19 protein-coding genes are annotated in these 23,571 nt (G+C 67.8%); 3 read left to right on the forward strand and 16 right to left on the reverse strand.

All coding sequences use genetic code 11. From position 1 onward, the window contains the following. Window positions 1-3: 3 nt before the first annotated feature. The 13 genes from Q0996_RS02280 to Q0996_RS02340 form a co-directional block, all read right to left on the reverse strand. A complete protein-coding gene (locus tag Q0996_RS02280; protein WP_299615549.1) occupies window positions 4-630 on the reverse strand; it encodes a LysE family translocator in 627 nt (208 codons plus the stop codon). A gap of 14 nt (window positions 631-644) precedes the next feature. Next, entirely contained in the window at window positions 645-1,391 is a 747-nt protein-coding gene (locus tag Q0996_RS02285; protein WP_299615551.1) for a creatininase family protein, read from the reverse strand. Between the two features lie 97 nt (window positions 1,392-1,488). After that, window positions 1,489-2,475, reverse strand: a complete 987-nt coding sequence (gene dusA, locus Q0996_RS02290; RefSeq protein ID WP_322096625.1) for a tRNA dihydrouridine(20/20a) synthase DusA — start codon at window positions 2,473-2,475, stop codon at window positions 1,489-1,491. A 378-nt stretch (window positions 2,476-2,853) separates the two neighbouring features. Beyond that, window positions 2,854-4,782, reverse strand: a complete 1,929-nt coding sequence (locus Q0996_RS02295) for an enoyl-CoA hydratase-related protein (protein WP_299615555.1) — start codon at window positions 4,780-4,782, stop codon at window positions 2,854-2,856. An 11-nt stretch (window positions 4,783-4,793) separates the two neighbouring features. After that, the gene (gene pcaF / locus Q0996_RS02300) at window positions 4,794-5,996 is read right to left on the reverse strand and encodes a 3-oxoadipyl-CoA thiolase (protein WP_299615556.1); all 1,203 of its coding nucleotides are present in this window, start codon (window positions 5,994-5,996) and stop codon (window positions 4,794-4,796) included. Between the two features lie 78 nt (window positions 5,997-6,074). Beyond that, complete coding sequence (locus tag Q0996_RS02305) at window positions 6,075-7,550, reverse strand: aldehyde dehydrogenase (RefSeq protein WP_299615557.1); 1,476 nt, start codon at window positions 7,548-7,550, stop codon at window positions 6,075-6,077. A gap of 19 nt (window positions 7,551-7,569) precedes the next feature. Beyond that, the gene (locus Q0996_RS02310; RefSeq protein ID WP_299615558.1) at window positions 7,570-9,096 is read right to left on the reverse strand and encodes a 3-hydroxyacyl-CoA dehydrogenase; all 1,527 of its coding nucleotides are present in this window, start codon (window positions 9,094-9,096) and stop codon (window positions 7,570-7,572) included. After that, window positions 9,093-11,177, reverse strand: a complete 2,085-nt coding sequence (locus Q0996_RS02315; protein WP_299615560.1) for a hydantoinase/oxoprolinase family protein — start codon at window positions 11,175-11,177, stop codon at window positions 9,093-9,095. The genes Q0996_RS02310 and Q0996_RS02315 overlap by 4 nt, the downstream gene beginning before the upstream one ends. After that, window positions 11,174-12,808: a hydantoinase B/oxoprolinase family protein gene (locus tag Q0996_RS02320; RefSeq protein ID WP_299615562.1), complete on the reverse strand. Its 1,635-nt coding sequence runs from the start codon at window positions 12,806-12,808 to the stop codon at window positions 11,174-11,176. Before Q0996_RS02320 ends, Q0996_RS02315 begins: the two co-directional genes overlap by 4 nt. After that, the gene (gene ilvE / locus Q0996_RS02325; protein WP_299615564.1) at window positions 12,805-13,755 is read right to left on the reverse strand and encodes a branched-chain-amino-acid transaminase; all 951 of its coding nucleotides are present in this window, start codon (window positions 13,753-13,755) and stop codon (window positions 12,805-12,807) included. The genes Q0996_RS02320 and ilvE overlap by 4 nt, the downstream gene beginning before the upstream one ends. 1 nt (window position 13,756) lies before the next feature. Next, a complete protein-coding gene (locus Q0996_RS02330; RefSeq protein WP_299615566.1) occupies window positions 13,757-15,283 on the reverse strand; it encodes a tripartite tricarboxylate transporter permease in 1,527 nt (508 codons plus the stop codon). A gap of 25 nt (window positions 15,284-15,308) precedes the next feature. Further along, window positions 15,309-15,833, reverse strand: a complete 525-nt coding sequence (locus tag Q0996_RS02335; RefSeq protein ID WP_299615568.1) for a tripartite tricarboxylate transporter TctB family protein — start codon at window positions 15,831-15,833, stop codon at window positions 15,309-15,311. A gap of 67 nt (window positions 15,834-15,900) precedes the next feature. Continuing rightward, window positions 15,901-16,851, reverse strand: coding sequence for a tripartite tricarboxylate transporter substrate binding protein (locus tag Q0996_RS02340; protein WP_299615570.1), 951 nt, complete (start codon window positions 16,849-16,851; stop codon window positions 15,901-15,903). 182 nt (window positions 16,852-17,033) lie between these two features. On the opposite strand from Q0996_RS02340, the gene Q0996_RS02345 reads away from it, so the two are divergent. Then, entirely contained in the window at window positions 17,034-17,852 is an 819-nt protein-coding gene (locus Q0996_RS02345) for a putative hydro-lyase (protein WP_299615572.1), read from the forward strand. Further along, entirely contained in the window at window positions 17,849-18,613 is a 765-nt protein-coding gene (locus Q0996_RS02350; protein ID WP_299615573.1) for an HpcH/HpaI aldolase/citrate lyase family protein, read from the forward strand. Before Q0996_RS02345 ends, Q0996_RS02350 begins: the two co-directional genes overlap by 4 nt. A gap of 18 nt (window positions 18,614-18,631) precedes the next feature. On the opposite strand, the gene Q0996_RS02355 is transcribed toward Q0996_RS02350, so the two are convergent. Beyond that, entirely contained in the window at window positions 18,632-20,230 is a 1,599-nt protein-coding gene (locus Q0996_RS02355; RefSeq protein ID WP_299615576.1) for a thiamine pyrophosphate-binding protein, read from the reverse strand. Window positions 20,231-20,366: 136 nt separating this feature from the next. Then, entirely contained in the window at window positions 20,367-21,173 is an 807-nt protein-coding gene (locus tag Q0996_RS02360) for an IclR family transcriptional regulator (RefSeq protein WP_299615578.1), read from the reverse strand. 341 nt (window positions 21,174-21,514) lie between these two features. Between Q0996_RS02360 and Q0996_RS02365 the strand changes: the two genes are divergently transcribed. Beyond that, complete coding sequence (locus Q0996_RS02365) at window positions 21,515-22,426, forward strand: DMT family transporter (RefSeq protein ID WP_299615580.1); 912 nt, start codon at window positions 21,515-21,517, stop codon at window positions 22,424-22,426. Window positions 22,427-22,434: 8 nt separating this feature from the next. Here the strand turns inward: Q0996_RS02365 and Q0996_RS02370 are convergent. Further along, window positions 22,435-23,571, reverse strand: a 1,137-nt coding sequence (locus Q0996_RS02370; RefSeq protein ID WP_299615582.1) for an amidase, incomplete at its 5' end; no start/stop codon positions are given.

Consider the following 23,571-nt stretch of genomic DNA (forward strand, 5'->3'; position numbering starts at 1 on the left):
CCCCTACTTCTCCTGCAGGGCCAGCCGCGCGCCCAGGGCGATGTATATGGCGCCGACCACCTTGCCCTGCCAGCGCACGACGGCGGGGTTGCGGCGCAGAAAGGCCCCGAACCAGCCGGCGCAGGTGGCGAAGACCAGGGTGCTGAGCAGTCCCATCAGAACGAAGAGCCCGCCCAGGATTGTGAGCTGCAGCGCGACAGCACCGTTTTCCGGGCGCACGAACTGCGGCAGGAAAGCCAGGAAGAAAAGGGCCGACTTGGGGTTCAGGACCTCGGCCAGCACCGCCTGACGCAAGGCCTGGCCTGGCGTGATCCGCAGGGAGCCGAAGGCGGCATCGGGTTGCACCTTTTCCAGGATCGCCCGGATCCCCAGGTAGACCAGATAGGCCGCCCCCAGATACTTCACCAGAGTGAACAGAAAGGCCGAGGCCAGGATCACCGCCGAGAGGCCGACCACCGCCATGGCAGTGTGGACCAGGTCGCCCACCGCGATGCCGAGCCCCGTGGCGATCCCCACCCGGGTGCCGGAGGTGGACGCGCGGGCCAGAGTCAGGATCACCGCCGGCCCGGGAATGAACACGAACCCCAACAGGATGGCCAGGTAGGTGATGAGGGTCGTCTGGTCGATCAAGGTGGAGGTCTCCCTTAGGCTTCCTTCAGGAAAGCCTCATAGTCCGCGGCGGCTTCGCGCACGGCGGTGTCGAGCAGGGCCCGGCCCTGTTCGGGGCTGGCAAGGGCGGAGTGGGAGCCGACGCGGCCGTCGGGAAAGCGCCGCCGGTGGTCGGCGGCATCGCCGTGGAGATCGCCGGCATGGGCCTTCAGGTAGTCCGCGCTCAAGGCTTCCGGCGGTGCCTCGGCGCCGGTGACGGCGCGCACCAGGGCCTGGGTGATGGCCACCTCGCTGGGGGTGGCGTGCATGCCCTCCCATTCGCCGTAGAGGGACCGGCGCAGAGCGTCGGTCTCCGGGTAGTCCCACCAAGAGCGCAGGCGCACGGCGAAGGCAGCATCCAGGTCCTGGGTGGCGTCGTGGATCGCCGCGCGGATCGGCGCCAGGTTCGCGCCATGGCCGTTGAGGATGTAGATCCGGGTGAAGCCCTGGCCGGCCAGAGAGGCCAGCACATCGTAGACCAGCGCGGTGAAGGTCCGGGCCCGCAGGGAGATGGTGCCGGGAAAGGCGAGGTTGAACTGGGCCGGGGTCAGCGCCTGGACCGGCGCGACGATGGCACCGGCCGCCTCGGCGGCGCGCTCCGCCATCGCCTGGGCGCAGATGGCGTCGGTGCCGATCAGGCCGATGGGGCCGTGCTGTTCCGTCGAGCCGGTGGGCAGGATGATCCCCGGGGACTCCCGCAGATAGGCCTCGACCTCCGGCCAGGTCATTTCGGCGAGTTTCATGGCCGCGCTCCACTGCTCGTTCCGCGCAGGATATCGAGGTCGCAGTCCGGTCCGCCGTCGTCGGCGAAGCCGCGTTTCTTGTCGTCGGGCATCCCGGTTAGGCCGCGCGGCGCCGGTCCTGGGCGGCCCGCCAGCGGGCCATTGCGGCCAGGATGACCTCGGGCCCGGCGCCCAGCTTGTGCGCCTCCTCGGCGAGATGGCGGCGCCAGGCACGCGCCCCGGGCAGGCCGTTGAAGAGGCCCAGCATGTGGCGGGTGATGGACTTCAGCGGTACGCCCCGGATGAGTTGACGCTCGACATAGGGCAGAAAGGCCTCGACCACCGCCTCGCGGCTGAGGGGCTCGGCCGTCTCGCCGAAGAAGCGCCGGTCCGCCTGCGCCAGGATGTAGGGCGACTGATAGGCCGCGCGGCCGATCATCACCCCGTCGACCCGGGTGAGATGGGCCTCGGCCTCGTCCAGATCCATCACCCCGCCGTTCAGCACGACCTCCAGATCGGGGAAGTCGCGCTTCAGGGCGTGGACGACCTCATAGCGCAGCGGCGGCACCTCGCGGTTCTGCTTCGGGCTGAGGCCGCTGAGCCAGGCCTTGCGCGCGTGGATGGTGAAGGTCCGGCAGCCCGCCTCGGCCACCGTGGCGACGAAGCCTTGCAGGGCCTCGTAGGAATCCTGATCGTCGACGCCGATGCGCGTCTTCACGGTGACCGGAATAGCCACCGCCGCGATCATCGCCGCCACGCAGTCGGCCACCAGGGCCGGTTCGGTCATCAGACAGGCGCCGAAGCGGCCCCGCTGCACCCGGTCGCTGGGGCAGCCGAGGTTGAGGTTGATCTCGTCGTAGCCCCGCGCCTCGCCCTCCCGCGCACAGGCAGCCAGATCCGCCGGCTCGGAGCCGCCAAGCTGCAGCGCCACGGGATGCTCGCTCTCGTCAAAGCTCAGGAAGCGGTCGCGGTCGCCGTGCAGGATCGCCCCGGTGGTCACCATCTCGGTATAGAGCAGGGTGCGCCGGCTGATGGTCCGCAGGAAGGCCCGCTCATGCCGGTCCGTCCAGTCCATCATGGGGGCTACGGAGAGGGTGTGGTCCAGTTTGGCCAAGGGTTCGCTTGTCTTGTCTCGTTCCGTGGGCCCAGGCATGCCAACAGCGGTCAACCACCATTTGCACTGCGGTAAGGCACTGCCTTGCCAGTATTTATCACAGCACAATAGGCGCACGTCGAAGCGGCCGCTAGAGCCAATGCACCAAGGTGGTCCAAGCGATGCGCCTATAGGGAAGCGCCGTTCACCACACGCATCGTGAATGGCCAACCAATGACGTCGCCGTAAAGCGCTCTCTCGTGGATGGAGATGGCATCAGCGGCAGCGTCGAGTCTCACTGGGATAGTTGGTTACTATGCAGTTTTTTTCCGGCGCCCCGGTTCTTCCGTCGCGAGCACGGCATAGCCGATGGCGGTTTTCCATCCCCCCTCACGCCGCAGCTTCACGGAGGGTGTCTGAAACGGTCCAGGCTCCGGGGGGGCTTCCCGCCACGACCTCATCCATCCAGCCCGCCACCCTGTTCATCCCGACCTGCGTTCCATGATACATCGGCCCGCCGCGCCAGCGGGGAAAGCCGTGGCCGACGACGGCGACGACATCGACGAGGGCGCCGTCCGCGACGACTCCCTCCTCCACGACACGCGCGCCTTCATCGATGAGAACCGCGAGAAGGCGGCGGCAAATCTCCTCCGCGCAGGGGCGTCGCCGTTCGATGCCGCGCTTGCGCGCCTGCTCGCGGATCATTGCCTCGACCTCCGGGTCCGGCAGGGCGGTCGGGTCGCCCGGTTCGTAGCGATACCAGCCCTTGCCGCTGTGTCGACCCAAGCGGCCGGCTGCCACCAGCGCCGCGCGTATCCGGCGGTGACGCGTGCCCTCGGGGGCCATGTCGAGGGGCTCAAGGCCGGCGGCATCCTCTGCCGCGAAGATCCCCATCGGCACGCCGAATTCGGCCCAAGCGGCATCGACCTCCTGCGGCAAAGCACCTTCGGTGAGAAGATCCTCCGCCTGACGGCGCACGGCCCGCTCCAGCCGCACCCCGACGAACCCACCGACGATGCCGGGGCCTCCGCAAGAGAGGACGGGCGTTCTGGACAGACGCCGGGCAAGAGCGACGCCCGTGGACGCGACCTCTGCCGGCGTGTCTGGCGCGACCATGATCTCCAGCAGCTTCGTGCGGCGCTCCACAGGCCCGCAGTGCAACGCCAGACAAGGGTTCCGGCCGGGGGCACCCTCGAAGATCCGGGACAGATCCAAGCGCCCCGCGCAGACCGACAGGATCGCCTGCGGGCCCGCCGCCTCGGCCAGGCGGCGCAGCGTCCGGCGCATCCCGTCCGGTTCTTCCACGCCCGCCACGATGGCCAGATCGGGCGGCCGGACCGCCGCCGTCGCAAGCCCCTCCGCGCTCTCGGCCAGGATCACCTCCAGCCCGCCGGTACGCGCGTCCTCGGCGAGGCCGTGGGCAGCCGGACCGCTGCCGACGATCGCGACGGAGCGAAGGGCGCGCGGTTTATGGCCGGCGATGGCGGCCGGCTTGGCCGCCTTGCGCTCGGCAAAGAAGATGTGGCGCAGGGCCCGGGACTGCTCGGATTGTCGCAGCGCGAGGTGCAGGGACCGTTCCTCGCTTTGCCCCGTGTCGAACGGGGTACGGCTGGCCAGTTGCACAAGCCGGAAATTGCACAGCGGCGACTCCTGTCCCCCGGCGCGCCGTTTCACGGCGCTCTCTCTCTCGGCCCACCACGCCGGATCCGGGGCCGGGATGCGGCGCAGGCGCGTCGCCTCCGGACGGCCGGTCAGACCCAGGGCAAAGGCCGTCAGTGTCCGGTCTTCGAGATCGGGGAGAATTGCGTCGAGGCCGCCTGCGGCGAGAAACGCCTCAGCGGAAACCGGCTCTCCGGTCGTCGCCATTTCGAGCGCGCATTTCGTCCCGACGAGACGGGGGAGACGCTGCGTGCCGCCGGCCCCCGGTACGATCCCCAGCTTGACTTCCGGCAGGGCAAAGGTCGCCCCCCCGGTGGCAACGCGGTAGGCGCAGCCCATCGCGATTTCGAGGCCTCCGCCATAGGCCGAGCCGTGCATGGCTGCGATCCAGGGCAGCGGGCAGTCTTCGATTGCGCGCACGATATCCGGCAGATCGGGCTTGACCGGCGGTGCGTCGAATTCCCTGATATCGCCGCCGGCCACGAAGGTCCGACCGGCGCAGCGCAGGACAGCCGCAGGCACGTCCATGGTGGCGACGTCCCGCACGGCATCCCAGAGCCCCTTGCGGACCGCGGCCGAGGTCGCGTTGACCGGCGGGTTGTCGATGGTCACCCAAGCGAGCCGGCCGTATTCCTCGACGCGCACCACGGGACCAGTCACCGGCCTCTCTCCTACACGCGTTCGAGAACGACGGCGATCCCCTGGCCGACGCCGATGCACATCGTGCAGATCCCATAGCGCCCGCCCGAGCGCCGCAGGTGGAGCGCGGCAGTCAGGGCCAGCCGCGCACCGCTCATGCCCAGCGGATGACCCAGCGCGATGGCACCGCCATTGGGATTGACGTGACGCGCATCGTCCGGAAGCTCCAGTTCGCGCAGGACGGCGAGCCCCTGGGCGGCGAAGGCCTCGTTCAGTTCGATCACGTCCATCTGCCCGAGCGTCAGGCCGGTCCGCGCCAGCACCCGGCGCACCGCCGGCACCGGGCCGATACCCATGACCCGTGGCGGAACCCCGGCCGTCGCCATGCCGACGACGCGGGCCACCGGAGTCAGGCCGTGCCGATCGGCCGCTGCGGCATTGGCCAGGATGAGGGCCGCCGCACCGTCGTTAACACCCGAGGCATTGCCGGCCGTCACCGTGAGATCGGCGCCGTTTATGCCCTTCAACCCGGCGAGTCGCGCGACATCCGTGCCGGGACGCGGATGCTCGTCGGTGTCGACGATCACCGGATCGCCTTTCTTCTGAGGCACGCTGACGGGCACGATTTCCTCGGCGAACAGGCCGGCCTCCGCCGCCGCGGCATAGCGGGCCTGCGAGCGCGCGGCGAAGGCATCCTGGTCGGCGCGGGATATGCCGTATTCCGCGGCGACGTTGTCCGCCGTTTCGGGCATCGAGTGGGTGTCGTAGGCCGCTTGCATCTTCGGGTTCACAAAGCGCCAGCCGATCGTCGTGTCGTAGACGGCGTTGGCCCGCGAGAAAGCGGTGGCGGCCTTCGGCATCACGAAGGGCGCCCGGCTCATGCTTTCGGCGCCGCCGGCAATCATGAAATCGGCGTCCCCGGCGCGGATCGCCCGGGCCGCGGTCCCCAGCGCGTCGAGACCGGAACCGCAGAGGCGATTGATCGTCACACCGGGAACCACCACCGGCATTCCCGCCAAGAGGGCCGCCATCCGCGCCACGTTGCGGTTGTCCTCGCCCGCCTGGTTGGCGCAGCCATAGACCACGTCGTCGAGGCACGACCAGTCGGCCGCGGGATTGCGTTCGATCAGGGCCTTGAGCGGAACCGCGGCCAGATCGTCGGCCCGGACCGCGGACAGGGACCCGCCATAGCGCCCAATGGGGGTGCGCACGGCGTCGCAAACGAAAGCTTCCATTGCTTCAGTCCTCCAAGGGATGCCGGGGCGTCAAGCGGGCCGCGCGGACGCCGCCGGCGCGCACAGCGGCCCAGCAGGTCAGCGCCGGATAAAGGGGTTCTCGACCGCCTTGGGCTCGGCCAGCCAGACCGACTTTGGCTGCAGGTACTCTTTGATCGCGTCGCTGCCGTTCTCGCGGCCCAGTCCGCTGCGCTTGTAGCCGCCGAAGGGCGTCGTGTAGCTCGTCGAGCGGTAGGTATTCACCCAGACGGTGCCGGCCTGAAGCCGCCGGGACATGCGCAGCGCCCGGGTCAGGTCGTTGGTCCACACGCCGGCCGCGAGCCCATAGAGCACGTCGTTGCCAATGGCCACCGCCTCGTCTTCGTCGGAAAACCGCAGGACCGAGAGGACCGGGCCGAAGACCTCTTCCTGCGCGATGCGCATGTCGTTGCGCACATCGGTGAAAATCGTGGGCTCGACGAAGTATCCCCCGGAGCCCTCGGGCCGGGCCGCGCGGCCGCCCAGCAGGCAGGTCGCCCCTTCGGCGCGGGCAATCTCGATGTAGGCCAGGATCTTCTCGTGCTGCGCGGCGGTGGCGACCGGCGAGATGTTGGTCTCGGGGTCCATGGGATCGCCCAGCTTGGCCGAACGCGCCATCTCGACGAGGCGGTCGAGGAAGGCATCGTAGATCCCGTCCTGCAACAGCAGGCGGGAGCCGGCGATGCAGGTCTGGCCCGAAGCGGCGAAGATGCCCGAGACAGCGCCCGGCACCGCGGCATCGAGGTCGGCATCCTCGAAAACGATGTTGGGAGATTTGCCGCCCAGTTCGAGGGTGACCTTCTTGAAGTCGCCCGCCGCAGCCTGGTTGATCGCCCTGCCCGCCTGCTCGCCGCCGGTAAAGGCCACTTTGCGGACCAGCGGATGGGTGACCAGCGGCATCCCGGCCTCTTCGCCGAAACCCGTGACCACGTTGACCACGCCGGGCGGGATTCCCGCCGTTTCGACCAGGCGGACCAGTTCGAGGGTCGAGGCCGAGGTGTATTCCGAGGGTTTGACGACCACGGTGTTCCCAGCGGCCAAGGCCGGCGCGAGTTTCCAGGCAAGCAGCAGCAACGGCGAGTTCCAGGGCGTGATGCAGGCGCAGACGCCAAGCGGTTCGTAGTGAACCATATTGACGACGCCCGGCTTGTCGATCGGCGGGACGAGACCTTCGACCTTGTCGGCGAGACCCCCGTAGTAGGCGTACCAGTTGGCCATGTAGCGGCACTGGTTCGACATCTCCGCCATCAGCTTGCCGTTGTCCCGCACCTCTATCTCGGCAAGCCGCCCGGCCTCCTCGGCAACCAACCCGGCCAAGCGGACCAAGGCCGCGCCGCGCTGGCTGGCGGTCCATTGCGGCCAGTCCCCTGCGGTGAAGGCGGCCTGCGCGGCCTGTACGGCAAGTTCGACATCCGCGGCAGCGGCGCGCGGAAACCGGGCCCATTCCTCACCGGAGTAGGGATTGATGGAGGTGAAGCTGGCGCCGTCAACCGCCTCGCGCCACTCTCCGCCAATGAGCATTCTGTAATCCTGCATGGTTTCTCCCCCTTGCCGGCTAGCCACCGTCCGGACCCAGCGGCATGCCGAGGACCGCGCGGCGGCGCAGCCAGATGCTGGGCCGGTAGCGCGGGTCGCCATAGAGCTGCTGCATGGCCTCGAGGATCGCGAGCACCCGCGCAGGACCGATCCGGTCGCCCAGCGCCAGCGGCCCCTCCGGATAGCCGAGGCCAAGTCTCACGCCGTCGTCGATATCGCGCGGCGCGGCGATCTCCATCTGGGCGATCTCGCAGCCGATGTTGACGATCGTCGCAAGCACCCGTTGCACGATGAAGCCGGGGCTGTCGGCAATTTCGGTAACGCGCCGCCCTGCCACGCGAAGGGCGTGGTGCAGGGCGGCGCGAACCGCCGCGCCGGTGACCGGGGTCGACATGATGGTCACACGCTCGCGATCCGCCGTCAGGGGGTCGACCGCCATCACCCGCGCCGCGTCGAGGTCGAGCCGCCGCGCCGTGGTCGTGGCGTCCCAGCCCCAGGGGGCGACGAGAAGGACCCCTTCGGCGGGCGGGGCGGGATCGTCCGCTAGGGATACGCCACATTCGGCGCAGGCGCTCAGCAAAGCGGACAGATCGTCATGCATCTCCGGCGGCACCCAGAGCCTCGGCAAGGGAGCTTCGGGCGGATCCGGTTCCGGCGGCTCCTGCCGCTGGCCGTCGGCATAGCGATAGAAGCCCTCTCCGGTCTTGCGGCCGTTCAACCCCGCCGCCACACGCGCGGCAAGATGCACGCCGGGCCGATAGCGCGGCTCCTGATAGAACTGGTCGTAGATCAGCCGGAGCACCGGCAACGACACGTCGAGACCGGTCAGGTCCAGAAGTTCGAAGGGGCCCATCCGAAAGCCCGCCGCCTCCCGCATCACGCGGTCCACGTCGGCCTCGGCGGCGATGTTCTCCTGTACGATCCGAATCCCCTCGGTCGTGAGACCGCGCCCGGCGTGGTTGATCAGAAAGCCGGGCGCATCGCGGCAAAGGATGGCGCGATAGCCGATCGCCTCCGCGACCTCCAGCGCCGCCCCTATCGCGCGGTCGTCGGTCCGCAATCCGGGGATGACCTCGACGATCTTCATGAGGGGAACCGGATTGAAAAAATGCAGCCCGACCACCCGCCCGGGCTCAGCCACACCGGCCGCAATCGCCGACACCGAAAGCGAGGAGGTATTGGTCGCGAAAACCGCCTGAGGGCCCGCGATGTCTTCGAGCCGCGCGAAGAGAGTCTGCTTGGCTTCGAGCGACTCGGCGATTGCCTCGATCAAAATCGCGGCGGGCGCGAGGTCGGCAAGCGATGCCGCCACGGTGATCCGCGCCGCGGCCGCCGCCGCGGCCTGCGGAGACATGCGCCCTTTCTCAGCCGCCCGGTTGAGCATCGTCGCGGCAAAGGCAGCCGCGTCCTGCGCCGCCGCTTCGTTCTGGTCGAACAGCAGCACCTCGTATCCCGCGGCGGCCAGGGTCTGTGCGATGCCACGGCCCATGGTGCCGGCGCCGATGACAGCGGCCGCTCCGCCGGGCATGGCGCTCGCCGTGGTCATGCTTCCAGATCGATGATGAGATTGCCGTGCGGGTCGGCCTCGGCCGCCGCATCCGGCGGCACGATGATGGTCGACTCGCGTTCCTCGAACACCGCCGGCCCGTGTATTCTCTCGTCCGGGCGGACGCGATAGCGGTCGTAGACCGGCGTGTCCACGAAACCTCCCGTTTCGCCGAAGAACACGGGGCGCTCGCCGGTCAGCGCCGTGCCCTCACGCAGGGCCGCCTGCGGTTCGAGCACCGGCTTGGGACCGGCCACGACCACACGCCAGGACATGATCTCGGCGGCCATCCGCTCGGTCCGTCCGAAGAGCGCGCGGTAGCGCGCATCAAACAGGCGGCCGATCTCGTCTTTGTCACCGGCGGCGAGAACCTCCCGCGGCACGGCGACCTCGACCTGATAGCCTTGGCCGGAATACCGCATGAGGACGCTTACGGAGGTTGCCGCCGTTTCCGGACTCACCCCGGCAGACTTGACGAGGCCGAGCCCCTCGCGCTCGAGTTCCGCCACCATGGTCTCGATCCGTCCGGGATCGAGCTCGGCCAGGGGCTCGATGGCCGCGCGCACGAACTCGAAGGAAGTCGGCGAGGCGAGGAAGCCGAAGGCCGAGGCCACACCGGCACCGAGCGGGCAGATCACCCGCCGCACGCCCATGCGTCTCGCGAGGTTCGTGGCGTGAACCGGCCCGGCGCCGCCGATGGCGATCAGCACGAAGTCCTGCACCTTGCGGCCGCTTTCCAACGCGTGGATCGTCGCGGCCTGCGCCATGCTTTCGTTGACGGTTTCGTAGATCCCCCAGGCCGCGTCGACGACCGAAAGGCCAAGGGGTTCGGCCAGGTCTCGCCGAATCGCCGCCTCGGCCGCCCGCTTGTCGAGTGCCATGTCACCGCCGAGAAACGATGCCGCGTCCAGATAGCCGAGGACGAGGTCTGCGTCGGTCACCGTCGGACGCGCCCCGCCGAGGCCGTAGCAGGCAGGCCCCGGCTTGGAACTGGCGCTTTCGGGTCCCACCTGCACCAAGCCGAGCTTGTCGACCTGCGCGATGGAGCCGCCGCCGGCCCCGATCTCGATCATGTCGATCACGGGCACCTGCAGCGGCAGCCCGCTACCCTTCGCGAAGCGGAACACGCGCGCGACTTCGAAGCTGTCGGTCTTCAGCGGCTCCCCGTCATGGATCAGACAGGCCTTGGCCGTGGTGCCGCCCATGTCGAAGCAAAGCAGGTTCTGCTCTGCCGCAAGGCGGCCAAAGACGGATGCCGCCTGGGCGCCGCCCGCCGGCCCGGACTGCACGAGCCGGATGGGATACTGCACCGCCGTTTCGTGACGCACCGTCCCGCCATCGGCCAGCATCAGGTAGAGATCGTCCGGCAGACCGCGGCGTCCGAGTTCCTGTACCAACCGTTGCACGTAGCCGCGGAAGATCGGCTGCACGAAGGCATTGGCCACCGCCGTCGACGTGCGCTCGTATTCGCCGATCTGCGGCATGACCTCGAACGAGGTGCAGATCGTCATGTCAGGCAGTTCCTCGGCGAGGATCTCCTTGACCAGGCGTTCGTTGGCGTCGTTGCGAAACGAATGAAGGAACACGATGGCCACGGCCTCGACGGCGGCGGCGCGCAAGTCAGCGGCCAGGCGGCGCACCCTATCGGGCTCGGGCGCGCGCAGAACCTGGCCGCCGGCGGTCATGCGCTCGTCGATCTCGAACCGCAGATCGCGCGGCACGAGCGGCACCGGCATGTCGATGAAGAGATCGTAGATCGAGTAACGCAGCTCGCGCCCGATCTCGAGGACGTCGCGGAAACCCTTAGTCGTGACCAGCGCGGTGCGAACGCCCTTTCGCTCGATCAGGGCGTTGGCGACCAAGGTCGTGCCGTGAATGATCGTCTGCACCGCTTCGGGCGTGGCGCTGTGCGCCTCGAGAATGCGCGCAACGCCGTTCAGGACGCCTTCGGCGGGGTCGTCGGGCGTGGTCAGGACCTTCTCGTTCGCCAGCCGGCCGGTAGCCGGGTCGAGCATCACCACGTCGGTGAAGGTGCCGCCGATGTCGACCCCGATGCGAAAGGAATCTGTGTCCGTGCTCATACATCATATCCGTAATGCAACTTGGCGTGCTCCGGCGTCACCAGTCCGCTCGTCAGGTCGGCACGGATCGCCTCCGGATCGCGCTCGCCCGGCGGTCCCATCCCGCCGCCGCCGGGGGTCTGAAAGGTCACCGCGTCGTCCGGCTGTATCTGGGTTTGGGATTTCGAGGGTATGGGTTCGCCATTCACCAGGTCGAGCCCCCCCGACCCCGGCTCGCCGCCCAGCAGCCCGCGCGGCGGATTGTCGACACGTTCGTGACGAATGGTGACGACGACGGGCGTCTGCGCGACGTTGCGGAACGTCAGCCGCTGGGCATTGCCGCCGCGAAACCGCCCGGCCCCGCCGGTATCCGGAACAAGCGCCTTCTCCTCGACAAGGAGTGGCGCCTGATTCTCGAACTGTTCGATCGCCTGGTTCGAGACATTCGACGGAAAGCTGAGACAACCCGGCCCATCCTGATTGGGGCGCGCGCCATGGCCACCGTTCATGAAGAACATCTTCACGAAGGGCCGCCCCGTCCCCTCCCGGCGCCCCTTGAAATAGACGTTCCAAAGGGGCGAGCCGCAGTCCGCGATCACCTTGTCCGGCGCGACTTTCGAAAGCGCACCGTAAATCGCAGGAGGCATGTAGTGGCCCGAGAGGTGCCGCCCCCAGACAGGCGCCGGCCGGCGCGGATTGACGAGCGAGCCTTCCGGCGCAGTCACCCGGATCGGGCGGAACGTGCCGTCATTGATCGGTGTACCGGGGTCCAGCGCGCACTTGATCGCGTAGCAGCTATAGGCCTTCGTGAAGGTCATGGGCGAATTGACGGGGCGTTCGATCTGCTCGGCGGTGCCCGCATAGTCGACCACGATCTCCGACCCGCGAACCGTGAGGCTGCACCGTATTTCCAGGGGATGCTCGAAACCGTCAGCGGTCAGCCCGCCAGCATAGACCCCGTCCGGGATGGCCTCGATCGCCCGGCGCAGACTGGCTTCCGAGCGGTCCAGCACGTCATCGGAGAAGGCCTCGAGATCGTCGAGGTCCTCCTCGTCCAGCAAGCGCAGCAGGCGCTCGCTGCACCTGTGGTATGCCGCGAACTGCGAGCGGATATCGCCCAGCGTTTCCTCGGGTTCGCGCAGGTTGGCCTCGATGAAATCGATCAGGAGCGGGTTCTCGGCCCCTTCGGAGACGATCTTGGCAACGGGGATGGTCAGCCCCTCTTCATAGCTGTCCTTGGCGGAGGGCGACGGCGCCCCGCCGATGTCGACGGTGTGAAAGATCGAACCGACGTAACCCAGGTGACGGCCGTCGCGGAACAGCGGCTTGATCATGGTGATGTCGTTGAGGTGCCCGGTTCCCAGCCAGCCGTCGTTGGTGATCAGCACGTCGCCCGGCTGCAGCGTATCGACAGGGAACTTCTCCAGCATCGCCGTCAGGGTGCGCGACATCGTCCCGATGAACGAGGGAACGCTGCGGCGGCTTTGCGCGATCTGCCGCCCCCGGGCGTCGAGCAGCCCGATGGCGAAGTCGTAGTTCTCCCGCACCACCGCCGAGAAGGAGGTGCGCACGCAGGTTTCGGCGACCTGATCCATCAGTCCGTTGAGGCGTTCCCAGACAACACCGACCTTTACCGGGCTCAGTTGGTTCACTCTTGCGTCTCCAGATCGGGGGTTACCGGGGTCAGCCAGCCCTCAGGGGAAGGCTCGCCGCCGCGGACGAGCGCGAAGTAGCGGTCCTGAAGCGCCTCTGTGACCGGGCCGCGGCAGCCGTCCCCCACGGCGAAACGGTCGACGCCGACCACGGGCACGACCTCCATTCCGGTGCCCACCAGCATGATCTCGCTCGCCGCATAAAGCTCGGTCCGGTCCACCGGGCGCTCGCTCACCCGCGCAACCAGCCCGCTGGCGCGCGCCTGGCGCAGAACCGTGTCGCGCGTCAGGCTTTCGAGAATGCCGGCCGTCACCGGCGGTGCCAGAAGCTCCCCATCGCGCACCATCAGAACACAGGCCCCCGGCGCCTCGGCGACCTGCCCGGCCTCGGTCAGCAGGAGCGCCGTATCGTAACCGTCGGCCTTGGCCTGCAGCCCGGCGAGACGGCTGTTGAGATAGTTGGCCGCCGCCTTTATCCGGGGCGGGCTCGCGTTGTCCCCGATGCGCCGCCAGCTCGACACCTGGCAGCGGATGCCGCGCTCCAGGCGCTCGGTGAGCTGCGGCCGGGGACGGGCGAGGATGGCCATCCCGGTCGGGCCGCGGGCGGTCATCTCGCCCTCGCCGTCGACATAGACCTGGATGCGGATGTAGCAGTCCTCGGCCACCGCGTTGCGCTTCATCAGGCCAACAATCGCCTCGGCCATGAGCGCGGGCTGCGGGATCTCGTCGAGCCCGAGCACCGCGGCCGAGCGCAGCAGCCGCTCCAGGTGGTCGCCCATCCGGAAGAGCGCGATCCCCCCGCCGTCCGCCCGGACATAGGCGCGAATGCCCTCGAAGACGGCAGCGGCGTAGGACACGCCCGGTGCGAGCAGCGGCAGCCTCACATCGCCCGCGGGCACGAAGCTGCCGTTGAGCCAGCCGAGCGGATAGGCGGAGCCTCCACCCATCTCAACCCTCCTTCAGCCGGCTGGCACGCGCCGCCGAATTGTCGCGCAACACACGGCGCAGGATCAACGCCAGCAGCAGCAGCATGACAATGATCAGGGTCACGAATGCCGGCCGCTGGAAGAAATAGAGCAGCGGGTCGGGCACCGAGCTGGCGATCAGCATCGACACCCGGAGGTTCGATTCGAGGATCGGCATGAGAATGAAGCCGATCAGCAGCGGCACCGTGGGAAAGGCGAGTTTCGTCAGCCCCCAGCCGAGCAGCCCGAACAGAAACACGAGCTGGATGTCGAACACCGATCCCCGCATCGCGAAGGCGCCCGCCGCCGCGATCACCAGAACCGCGGGGAACAGCACCCGCTTGGGCACGGCCACGACCCTGCGCGCGACCTTGATCAACCCGTGGCCGAGCAGGAGGTTGAACAGGTTGGCCAGCAGGAGCGCGGTGAAGATTGCATAGATCGGTTCGGGATTGTCCCGAAAGACGACCGGACCGGGCGTGATGCCCTGGATCAGCAATGCCGAGAGGATCAGCGCAGCCGCGATGTCGCCCGGAATGCCGAAGGCCATGAGCGGGATCAGGTTGGCGCCCGAAACCGCGTTGTTTGCACTCTCCGGCGCCGCCACGCCCTCCAGCGTCCCCTTCCCGAACTTCTCGGGATTGCGCGAGGCGCGCCGCGCCTCGTTGTAGGCGAGGAAGGCCGCGACCGTCGCGCTGATGCCGGGCAAGGCCCCCACCGCCGTGCCCATGGAGGAGGACTTGAAAAGCGTCGGCAGGCAGCGGCGAAACTCGGGCCACGACACGCGCCGGTCGGCGGGATCGGCGGAGAAGGAGACGGTGCTCATCGCCAGGTGCTTGCGCGGCAGCTCCATCTGGCGCAGCACCTCCGCGATGGCGAGAAAGCCGATGAGCATGGGGATCAGGCCGACCCCCTCTTCCAGTTCGAGAAAGCCCAAGGTCAGACGCGGGGTCGCCGTCACCGGGTCCAGACCGACGATGCCGATGAGCATGCCGAGGAGCATCGCCACGATGCCCTTCCAGACCTTGGCACCGGAGACGAAGCCCATGGTCAGCAGCGAGAAGGCCACCAGCAGTGTGTACTCCGCCGGCCCGAAATTGAGCGCGATCGCAGCCAGGAAGGAGGCGCCGAAGATCAGCACGATATCGGAAAAACCGTCGCCGAAGACGGAGCTGTAGAGCGCCATCTTGCACGCCTTCTCACCCTTGCCCTGCTGCGCCATCGGATAGCCGTCGAGCACGGTGGCCGCGGCGGCCGGCGTTCCGGGTGTCTTGACCAGGATGGCGGTGACCGAGCTGCCGAACAGCGAGCCCTTGAACATCCCGATCAGCATCGGAATCCCGACCCAGGGATCGAGATAGTAAGTATAGGGGATCAGCAGCGCCACGGTCATCGTGGCGGTCAGCCCCGGAATCGCTCCGAGCAACTGACCGGCCAGAAGCCCGATGAACACCGCCGTGATCGATTCCCACGTGAGCGCGAGAGAGATGCCTGCGAGAATGCTTTCCATAGGAACCTTGGCCTTCGAATTGGCACTAGAGAGCGCCGAGTTCTCCACGCGGGAGCCGGACGTTCAAAAGCTGCTCGAACAGCAGATAGGTGAAGAGGACGCAGGCAAGCGCGATTACACCGGCCATTAGCAGGCGGCGTTCACCAAGCCGATGGACGAGAAACATCGTCAGGCCGAAGCTCGCCACGTAGAACCCGAGGAACGGAATCAGGATGAATCCGTAGGCCACGGCCAGCGCATTGAGAAAGGCGCCGCGGCGGGTCTCCTGCGCCGTGCCCACGTAGGTCATGTCGTCGGGCAGCGAAGCAAGGCGCCCACGGATACCGTGCCACAAGAGCTGCAGCAATCGCCCGACCATTGCCGCGGTCATGAGCGCGGCGAGCAGATAGGGCGCGAAGCGCGGCGAAATCTCGCTCTCGGCGCCGAACCCCTGCGGTGCATCGACCGAAAGCGGCACATACCAAAAGGCGAAGACCGCAACGATCGGCAGAAGCACGGCAATCAGCAGCAGCTCGAGACGCAGGTGGCCTGGCATGGTTTGGCCCGGCATGGGTCTGTTCCTTCGACCGTCTATCCGACGGCCGGCCTGGAGCCGGCCGCCGGAACCTGGAAGGCAGTCACTTGGCGAGGCCGAACTTCTGCGTCGCCTTGCCCATGGCCTCATAGTCGGCACGGACCTGGGCCGTGAAATCGGCCGAGCTCAGATATGCGCCCTTGGTCTTGATCCGCTCCATGAGGGTCGTGAACTCCTCGCTCTCCGTGATCTGCTTTAGCGTGTCGTCCCAGACGGCGATCACGTCGTCAGGCAGACCGTCCGGCGCCGCGAGACCGAAGAAGCTCGCGAGCTCCAGCGGATAACCCAGTTCGCTCAGCGTCGGCGCGTCGGGCGCTTGCGGGTTCCGGCCCGGGCTGGTCTCTCCGAGGATGACGATTTCACCGTTGTCGAGCGCCGGTCCATAGTCGGAGATCACCGCGAGGTCGATGGTGCCCGAGAGCAAGTTTGCCAGCTCGACGGCACCGCCCTTGGAGGGCAGGAAGGTCGTCACCGCCCCTTCGGCGCGGAACATCGCCTCGGTCGCGAGGTGCGGCCCGCCCCGCGGCACGGCAGCCGACCAGCGCAGCTGACCCGGCTTCTCCTTGGCATAGGCGATCACGTCATCGAGGCTGGTGAACTTGCCGTCGCTGCGCGCAATGATCGGCTGCTTGGACAGCAGGAACTGGCCGACGTAGGTCAGGTCCTTCATCGGGTCGTAGGGCGCATCGATCACATGCGGACGAACGGTGATCGGGCTCGTGGAAATGAAGCAGATCGTGTAGCCGTCCGGATCGGCATTGGCGCAACTGTTGATACCGATAAAGGCGCCGCCGCCCGCACGGTTTTCGACGATGAACTTGACGCCCAGGATATCGCTCGCCTGATCGGCAACGAAGCGCGAGGTGATATCGCCGTTGCCGCCCGGCGAGTATGGCACGATCAGAGTAATGGGCTCCGATGGGTAATCCTGCGCAACAGCAGCGCCGGCTGTGAGCACCAGGGCAAGGGCGCTCTTGACAATACGGTCAATCATGTTTCCTCTCCTCAATTAGCGCGCGCGGCGCGACGAGTTGCGTCGAATCGGCCCGTGAACGGAAGCATCTGCCGCCGAAGCGGTGAAACAGCGCTCAAACCCCGACCCGAGAGCGACGCTCTTGCGATACCGCCGGAGCGAGCACCAGCCCCACCGGCGGTATCGAAAACGGAGGATTCGGCATGGCCGAACAAGACGTGGATGACGTGCGAAACAAGCTCGAAACAGGCAGCGCTCGCGACGTGCGCGAAGCCGTGCGCGCCGGCGCATGGCGCACGACCACCCACGGATTGGCGCGCGGCTTCGTGCAGGCCAATGTCGCGATCGTTCCGGAGGCCTATGCACTCGACTTCATGCGTTTCTGTCACCGCAATCCCAAGCCCTGCCCGCTGCTCGACGTGACCGACACCGGCGATCCCGAGTTTCGCCAGATCGCACCCGGCTCCGATGTGCGCACCGACCTTTCGGAATACAGCGTCTACCGCGATGGCGAGCTTGCGGCCGAACCCGGGGACATTCGCGATCTCTGGCGCGAAGACCTCGTTGCCTTTGCCATGGGGTGCTCGCTTTCCTTCGACCAGATTCTGCTGGACCACGGCATCGATGTCGCACATCTCGACAGACCCGGCGGGCGCATTGCGGTCTACACCTCGGGACTTCAGTGCGCGGCGGCCGGTCCGTTCGAAGGGCCCATGGTCGTTTCGATGCGCCCGATCCCTCGCCACCAACTGGACCGTGTGATCGAGGTCACCAGCCGCTACCCCGCCACCCATGGCGGACCGGTGCATGTCGGCGATCCCCGGGAAATCGGCATCGACGATCCGGACAAAGTCGACTGGGGCGCCCCGGCCGTGGTGGGACCGGAGGACGAAACGGTCTTCTGGGGCTGCGGCGTGACACCGCAGGCCGTTGCGATGGCGGCCCGGCTTCCGCTGATGATTACGCACAAGACCGGTCATATGCTCCTCACCGACCTGCGTCTGAAGGAGCTTGCCCAATGACCGGAGATCTCAAAACGCGCCTCGCCGACGGCCCCTGTTTCGGGGTGAGTTGCCGGCTGACACGCACGCCGGACATCGCCGCGATGCTGCGCGATTGCGGCTACGACTGGATGTTCCTGGATCTCGAACACGGACCCTTGAGTTTCGACCAGATCAGCCAGACGGCCCTGGCCGGGGTCGAGGCGGGCGTGACGCCGCTTGTGCGCATGGCAGACCCCTCGCCCCCCGCGATCCACCGGGTGCTGTCCAACGGGGCCATGGGCGTCATCGTCCCGCATGTGGACGACCCCGAAACCGCCGCTGCGGTGGCGCGGCAATGCCGCTTTCCGCCACTCGGCGAACGCTCGGTTCCGGGCATCGTCCCGCAACTCGGCTACCGCCCGATGAGTTTCCGCGAGGCGGCGGAAAAGCTCGATCCGATCACTCTCTGCGTCGTGATGATCGAAAGCCCCGCGGCGCTGGAGGCTGTCGATGAGATCGCCGCCGTCGAGGGAGTCGACGTCTTGTTCGTCGGGGCTTCGGACCTCACCTTCACGCTGGGCAAGCCGAGCGCCTACGGCGATCCGGCGGTCGTCGGCGCCATGGAGAGGGTCGCCGAAGCGGCCCGCCGCAACGGCAAGATCGCCGGGTTCGGCGGTGTCGCCGATGCGGCGATGGCGCAGCGCTACATCGGCTTCGGCATGCATTTCATTCTTGCCGGCAACGACCAGACGATGTTTCTGCAGGGCGCCCGCTCGCGGCTCGAAGCCCTGCGGGCCTAGGATCGACATGCTCATCGCCTAGCCCCGCATCGCGCTGAGTTGCCGGGCATAGCCGCCCGGATCGATCACCACGTCAATCAGCGCCGGGCCCTGGGTCTCCCGCGCCGCGGCGAGCGCGGCCTCATAGTCCTCCGCCGTGGCGACCCGCCAGGCGGCGCAACCGAAGCCGCGTGCGATGGCCGCGAAATCGGTGCGCGGCCAGCGCACGCCCGCGGTCTTCATCTTTCTCTGCTGTTGCTTCAGGTCGATCATCGTCAACGCGCCGTCATTGAAGACGATCACCGTGACAGGAACCTCGTACTGAACAGCGGTGGCAAGCTCGCCGAGGCACATCTTGAGGCCGCCGTCACCGGTAAAGGCGATGGCGCGCCGCTCCGGCTCGGCAAGGCCCGCGGCGATCGCAGCCGGCAGCGCGAAGGCCATCGACGCGAGTCCGTTCGAGATCTGCAGGTCGTTCGGCCGCTCGGCGGGCCAGAAGCCGGTTGCGCTGAGCATGTGCGCCCCGGCATCGACAGCGATCCGTGCCCCGGACCCGAAGACCGCTGCGGCACGCTCCACGACCACCTGCGGATCGACGGGCGCACCCTGCGGAAAGGCAATGGCCGCACCCATGTCCGCGCGCAAGCGGGAGATCTCGTCGCGGTCCCAATCGCTCGCGCGGTTGCGGCTGGCGAGCGCTTCGAGCGTGGGGGCAAGCGGCCCATAGCAGCCTGCCGCCGGTTCGACGTAGTGCGGCCTGTGCCGCGTCTCGGCAATGTCCAGCACCGGCGCGTCGTAGCGCCAGGGTTGTAGGATCAGCTCCACGGGGTCGAGGCCGATGAGAACGATCAGGTCGGCCCGCTCGACCGTCGGCGCCTCGGCGGCCCCGCCCGTGAACAGTCCCACGCGTTGCGGATGGCCGTCCGGGATGACGCCCTTGGCCTTGTAGGTGGTCAGAACCGGACAGGCGAGCGATTCGACGAAGGTCGCCACGGCGCGCGCGTCATCCGGATGACGCGCCTCCAGTCCGACGACGGCAACAGGCCGTTTCGCCCGCAACAGCAGATCGTGCGCTTCCTGCAGGTCGGGCAGTTCCGGCGCCTCCGGAGGTGCGGCGGCGGATGTGGCTGCAACCCGGCGCTTTGCGGCCACAGCCGTCAGTTCGATGTGCACGGGACCGCGGCGGGGCTCCATCGCCAGATCCAGGAGCCGTTCGATCTCGCCGGCGGCGCCATCTCCTTCAAGGCGGCTGTACCCCTTGACCACGGGGCGGCTCATGGCCGCCTGATCGAAGACCTGATGCGTGACGTAGCCGGCGAGTTCGGCGGAGAAGCCGTCGGTGACGAGCACCACCGGCGCGCGGTCGAGCGCCGCGTGCGCGAGACCGTTCATCGCCTGGGCCAGACCGGGCCCCTTGGTCGTCAGCACCGCACCCGGAGCGCCCGAAATGTCGGCATCGGTCGCCGCCATCATCACCGCCGCGTTCTCGCAGCGCGTCAGCACGAAGGTCATGCCGAGGTCTTCGGCGGCAGCGATGAGATCAAGACTCGACCCACCCCCGGGCACACCGTAGACGCGCCGCGTGCCACGTCGGTGAAGGGCGGTTATCAGGTGCTCTGCCAGGGTCCTCTCGGTCATCGGAGGGTTCCCGGGCCGGCGCAGACCCGCTGCGCAGGGTCGGGGCCGGCGCCCGAAGGCCTTGTTTTTTCACGATGAACCGGACAACGTCCGGTCACCGCCCCAGCCATCTGCACAGCCATCACAGCAGAACCCATCACCGCAAGCTGGGCGCAAGACCCGAGCACAGGTGGCTCAGCCTGGGGCCCAGTTCATTCTCGAGCTTGTCGCGGTCGACGCGAAATGCGGGCGCACCGCACATCATCGACATGACAGCGCTGCGGTCGGTCGCCACCAGTGGCGTCGCAACGGCGCGCATGCCCTTCAGCCACTCGTCTTCGACGTAGCAAAAGCCGCGATCATGCACCTGCGCGATCCCGTCTTCGACCAGGGGCCGCAACTCGGCCCAGTCATCGCGCCCGAACCGCTCCTCGAAGCGTTCGAAATAGAAAGTCCTTTCGTCGTCGGGCACACCGGCCAGGAAGGCGCGGCCCACGGCTGTCGTCGGCATGGGCACCCGTGAGCCCACCTCAAGATGCAGGGTCGACAGGAGGCGGCTTCTGCAAACGTCGACGAAGATCAGGTTAAGCCGGTCGCGCGACGCCAGCCCCACCGACACCTCGTGCTGAAGCGCAAGTTCCATCATCGGATCGTGCGCGACCTGGCGCACGACGATGTTCGACAGAACGGCGTAGCCGAGCGCGAGGATCGCCTCAGTGAGCTCGTATTTTCCTTCCGCTTTGAGGTGCCGAAGGTAACCGAGCTCGGCCAGCGTATGCGTCAGGCGCGATACCGTGGCCTTGGGAATGCCGGTGGCATGGGAGAGTTCCTGATTGCCGAGCGCGCCGCCGCCGGGCTGGAAGGCGCGAAGAATGTCGAAGCCGCGGGCGAGCACCGCGACGGAACGGCGGCCCGAAGCACTATCGGCCAGCCCCTCCTCCATCGCCACAACGCCCCGCGCCATATCGCCATCCTGTCGGTAAATTCGGCATGGAAACACCCATAATTCAGCAGTATTGATCCATTTTCGCCCTCACACAACTCAAAAATGATATCTAAAATCCGCATTGAGAAACGATATCCGTATAACCCTCATACTCACTGGGGATCGCAGGGGTGGCTCCAAACGGAGCCCCAACGGCCCCGGTCCGCCGAGCAATGCAAAGGGGCGGCCACACCCAAGGCCGCCTGCGCCGGTGTTCACCACAAGGGTCGGGATGCCCCGTGACGGAGCGCGTAAATGACTGATGCGAGAGCCGGCGCCGGTCTTGCCGGGCCAGACCGGCCGGACCGCGTCTTCGGTCCATGACAAGACCCGTAACCAGCCCGTCGGGGGTCATCGAGGCGCGGCCGGTGCTGGGCGCCGCCGCGATGCTCGCCAACACGGTGTTCGTTCCGATCATCGGCGTGACCGTCAAGGCGCTGACCGCCTTGGGTGTCGGCGCTTTCGAGATGCTGGCCGGGCGGGCCTGGTTGACCTTCCTGCTGCTGCTGCCGCTGCTGTGTTTTGAAAGCAATCGCCGCGCCATCCTGTCCGCGGACCTCCGCGCACACGCGGTCCATGCCGCCTTTGCGATCTCCACAATGGCCTGCTTCTATTTCGCGCTTCGCACCCTGCCGATCGTTACCGTCACCGCGATCAACTTCACGACGCCGATCTTCACGCTGATCCTCGCCCGTATCCTGTACCACGAACGGGTCGCACCGCTCGGCTGGGCGGCCCTGCTGGCGGGCTTCGTCGGCGCGATCATCGTGCTGCGACCGGGGACGGCCGGGATCGGGTGGGACTCCTTCGTCGTCGTACTGGGCTCGCTCCTGGCCGCCGGCATGAACCTGGCGGTCCGCCGCATGCCCGCCCACAGCACGAACTATGCGGTGGTGTTCTATTTCAGCCTGGCAGGCGCCCTGGTCTACGGCGCGGCCGGCGCGCCCTACATGACCGTGCCGGAGCCCGAGGAGTGGGTCTGGTTCGTGACCCTGGCGGTGACGGCCATCCTCGTGCACACCTGCGTCGCCATCGCGTATCGCATGGCCTCGTCCGTCCTCGTCGGCGCCCTCGACTACGGGCGCATTCTCTGGGCTGCCCTGATCGGCTATTTCGTTCTCTCCGAAGTGCCCGACCTGACCGATGCGCTGGGCATCGTGCTGATCGTGATCAGCGGACTGGTCGTGCTGGGCCTGAGCACGCGCCCTGCACCGCCACAGGGAACCACGTGATCGCGGGGTTAACCCGCAAGACGATTGAGTTCAGGCGTTGCAGCCTCGAACGCGTGGGCTACCCGCAGAACCGCCGCGTCCGCGAAGCGCCGCCCGGCCACCTGGAAGGCCATCGGCATCCCCGCGGCGGAGACTCCGCAGCGCACCGAAGCGGCCGGAACGCCGGCGACATTGGCGGGCGCGGTGATCGACGGCACCTCCAGGTAGCCGAGGGGCGTGATGTCTTCGATCCGCGGCGGGTCGTCGAGCGCCGCGGGATAAACGAGGACGTCGACCGCCTCCATCGCCTCCGCGGTCGCGCGCATGAGCAGGCGGCGGGCCTTCAGCGCGTGGCGGTAGTCCTCGGCCCGGACGAAGGCACCGGCCGTGATCCGCGCCCGCGTCACGCGGGAAACCTCGCCGGCGCGCCGGCGGAGGTCGGCGCCGTGGATGTCAAAAGCTTCGGCCATCATGATCGTCATATTGCAGATCGTGAAATCCCAAAGATCGGGAAGCGTCACCTCCCGCACCTCGGCGCCCAGGTCGCCGAGGATGCCCAGGGCGGCCTCGGTCGCCGCGCGCTGTTCGGGGGTGACGGCCTCGTCTTCGGCGAAGACCCGGACATAGCCGACGCGCAGCCCGTCGAGGCGTTCGGTCAGCCCGGCGACGAAACCCGAGGCAGCGGCCTGCCCGTCCTCGCGGCCCGCGATTGCGTCCAGCAGGTAGGCGCAGTCCCGGCTTGTTCGGGCCATGGGCCCGGCGTGGTCCAGCGACGGCGACAGCGGGAAGACGCCCGCGAGACTGACCAGACCGACGGTCGGTTTCAGGCCCGCGACCCCGCAGAACGCCGCCGGAATCCGGATCGATCCGCCTGTGTCCGTGCCGAGTGCCGCCGGAAGGAGGCCGCAGGCGAGCGCCGCCGCGGCACCCGACGACGAGCCCCCCGGCGTACGGCGGGGGTCCCAGGGATTTCTCGCGTAGGGGACGAAGTCGTCGCCCCCGGGCGCGCCGAGACAAAGCTCGGCACATTGAAGCTTGCCCATGAGCACCGCGCCCGCGGCCCGCAGACGACGCCATGCCTCGGCGTCGTCCCGGGGAACGCGATGGGCATGGAGGCGCGAGCAGACGGTCGCCGGCACTCCGGCCGTGTCGAAGGCGTCCTTGAG

The sequence above is a fragment of the Pelagibius sp. genome, assembly GCF_028289705.1.
Taxonomy (GTDB): Bacteria; Pseudomonadota; Alphaproteobacteria; order Kiloniellales; family Kiloniellaceae; genus Pelagibius.

Bases quoted from the DNA above. Each gene is read 5' to 3' on its own strand.
- Q0996_RS02305 (WP_299615557.1), bottom strand. From the start codon at position 7,550: ATGCAGGATTACAGAATGCTCATTGGCGGAGAGTGGCGCGAGGCGGTT.
- Q0996_RS02350 (WP_299615573.1), top strand. From the start codon at position 17,849: ATGACCGGAGATCTCAAAACGCGCCTCGCCGACGGCCCCTGTTTCGGG.
- pcaF (WP_299615556.1), bottom strand. From the start codon at position 5,996: ATGGAAGCTTTCGTTTGCGACGCCGTGCGCACCCCCATTGGGCGCTAT.
- Q0996_RS02315 (WP_299615560.1), bottom strand. From the start codon at position 11,177: ATGAGCACGGACACAGATTCCTTTCGCATCGGGGTCGACATCGGCGGC.
- Q0996_RS02330 (WP_299615566.1), bottom strand. From the start codon at position 15,283: ATGGAAAGCATTCTCGCAGGCATCTCTCTCGCGCTCACGTGGGAATCG.
- Q0996_RS02310 (WP_299615558.1), bottom strand. From the start codon at position 9,096: ATGACCACGGCGAGCGCCATGCCCGGCGGAGCGGCCGCTGTCATCGGC.
- Q0996_RS02355 (WP_299615576.1), bottom strand. From the start codon at position 20,230: ATGACCGAGAGGACCCTGGCAGAGCACCTGATAACCGCCCTTCACCGA.
- Q0996_RS02360 (WP_299615578.1), bottom strand. From the start codon at position 21,173: ATGGCGCGGGGCGTTGTGGCGATGGAGGAGGGGCTGGCCGATAGTGCT.
- Q0996_RS02340 (WP_299615570.1), bottom strand. From the start codon at position 16,851: ATGATTGACCGTATTGTCAAGAGCGCCCTTGCCCTGGTGCTCACAGCC.
- Q0996_RS02335 (WP_299615568.1), bottom strand. From the start codon at position 15,833: ATGCCGGGCCAAACCATGCCAGGCCACCTGCGTCTCGAGCTGCTGCTG.
- Q0996_RS02365 (WP_299615580.1), top strand. From the start codon at position 21,515: ATGACAAGACCCGTAACCAGCCCGTCGGGGGTCATCGAGGCGCGGCCG.
- ilvE (WP_299615564.1), bottom strand. From the start codon at position 13,755: ATGGGTGGAGGCTCCGCCTATCCGCTCGGCTGGCTCAACGGCAGCTTC.
- Q0996_RS02285 (WP_299615551.1), bottom strand. From the start codon at position 1,391: ATGAAACTCGCCGAAATGACCTGGCCGGAGGTCGAGGCCTATCTGCGG.
- Q0996_RS02345 (WP_299615572.1), top strand. From the start codon at position 17,034: ATGGCCGAACAAGACGTGGATGACGTGCGAAACAAGCTCGAAACAGGC.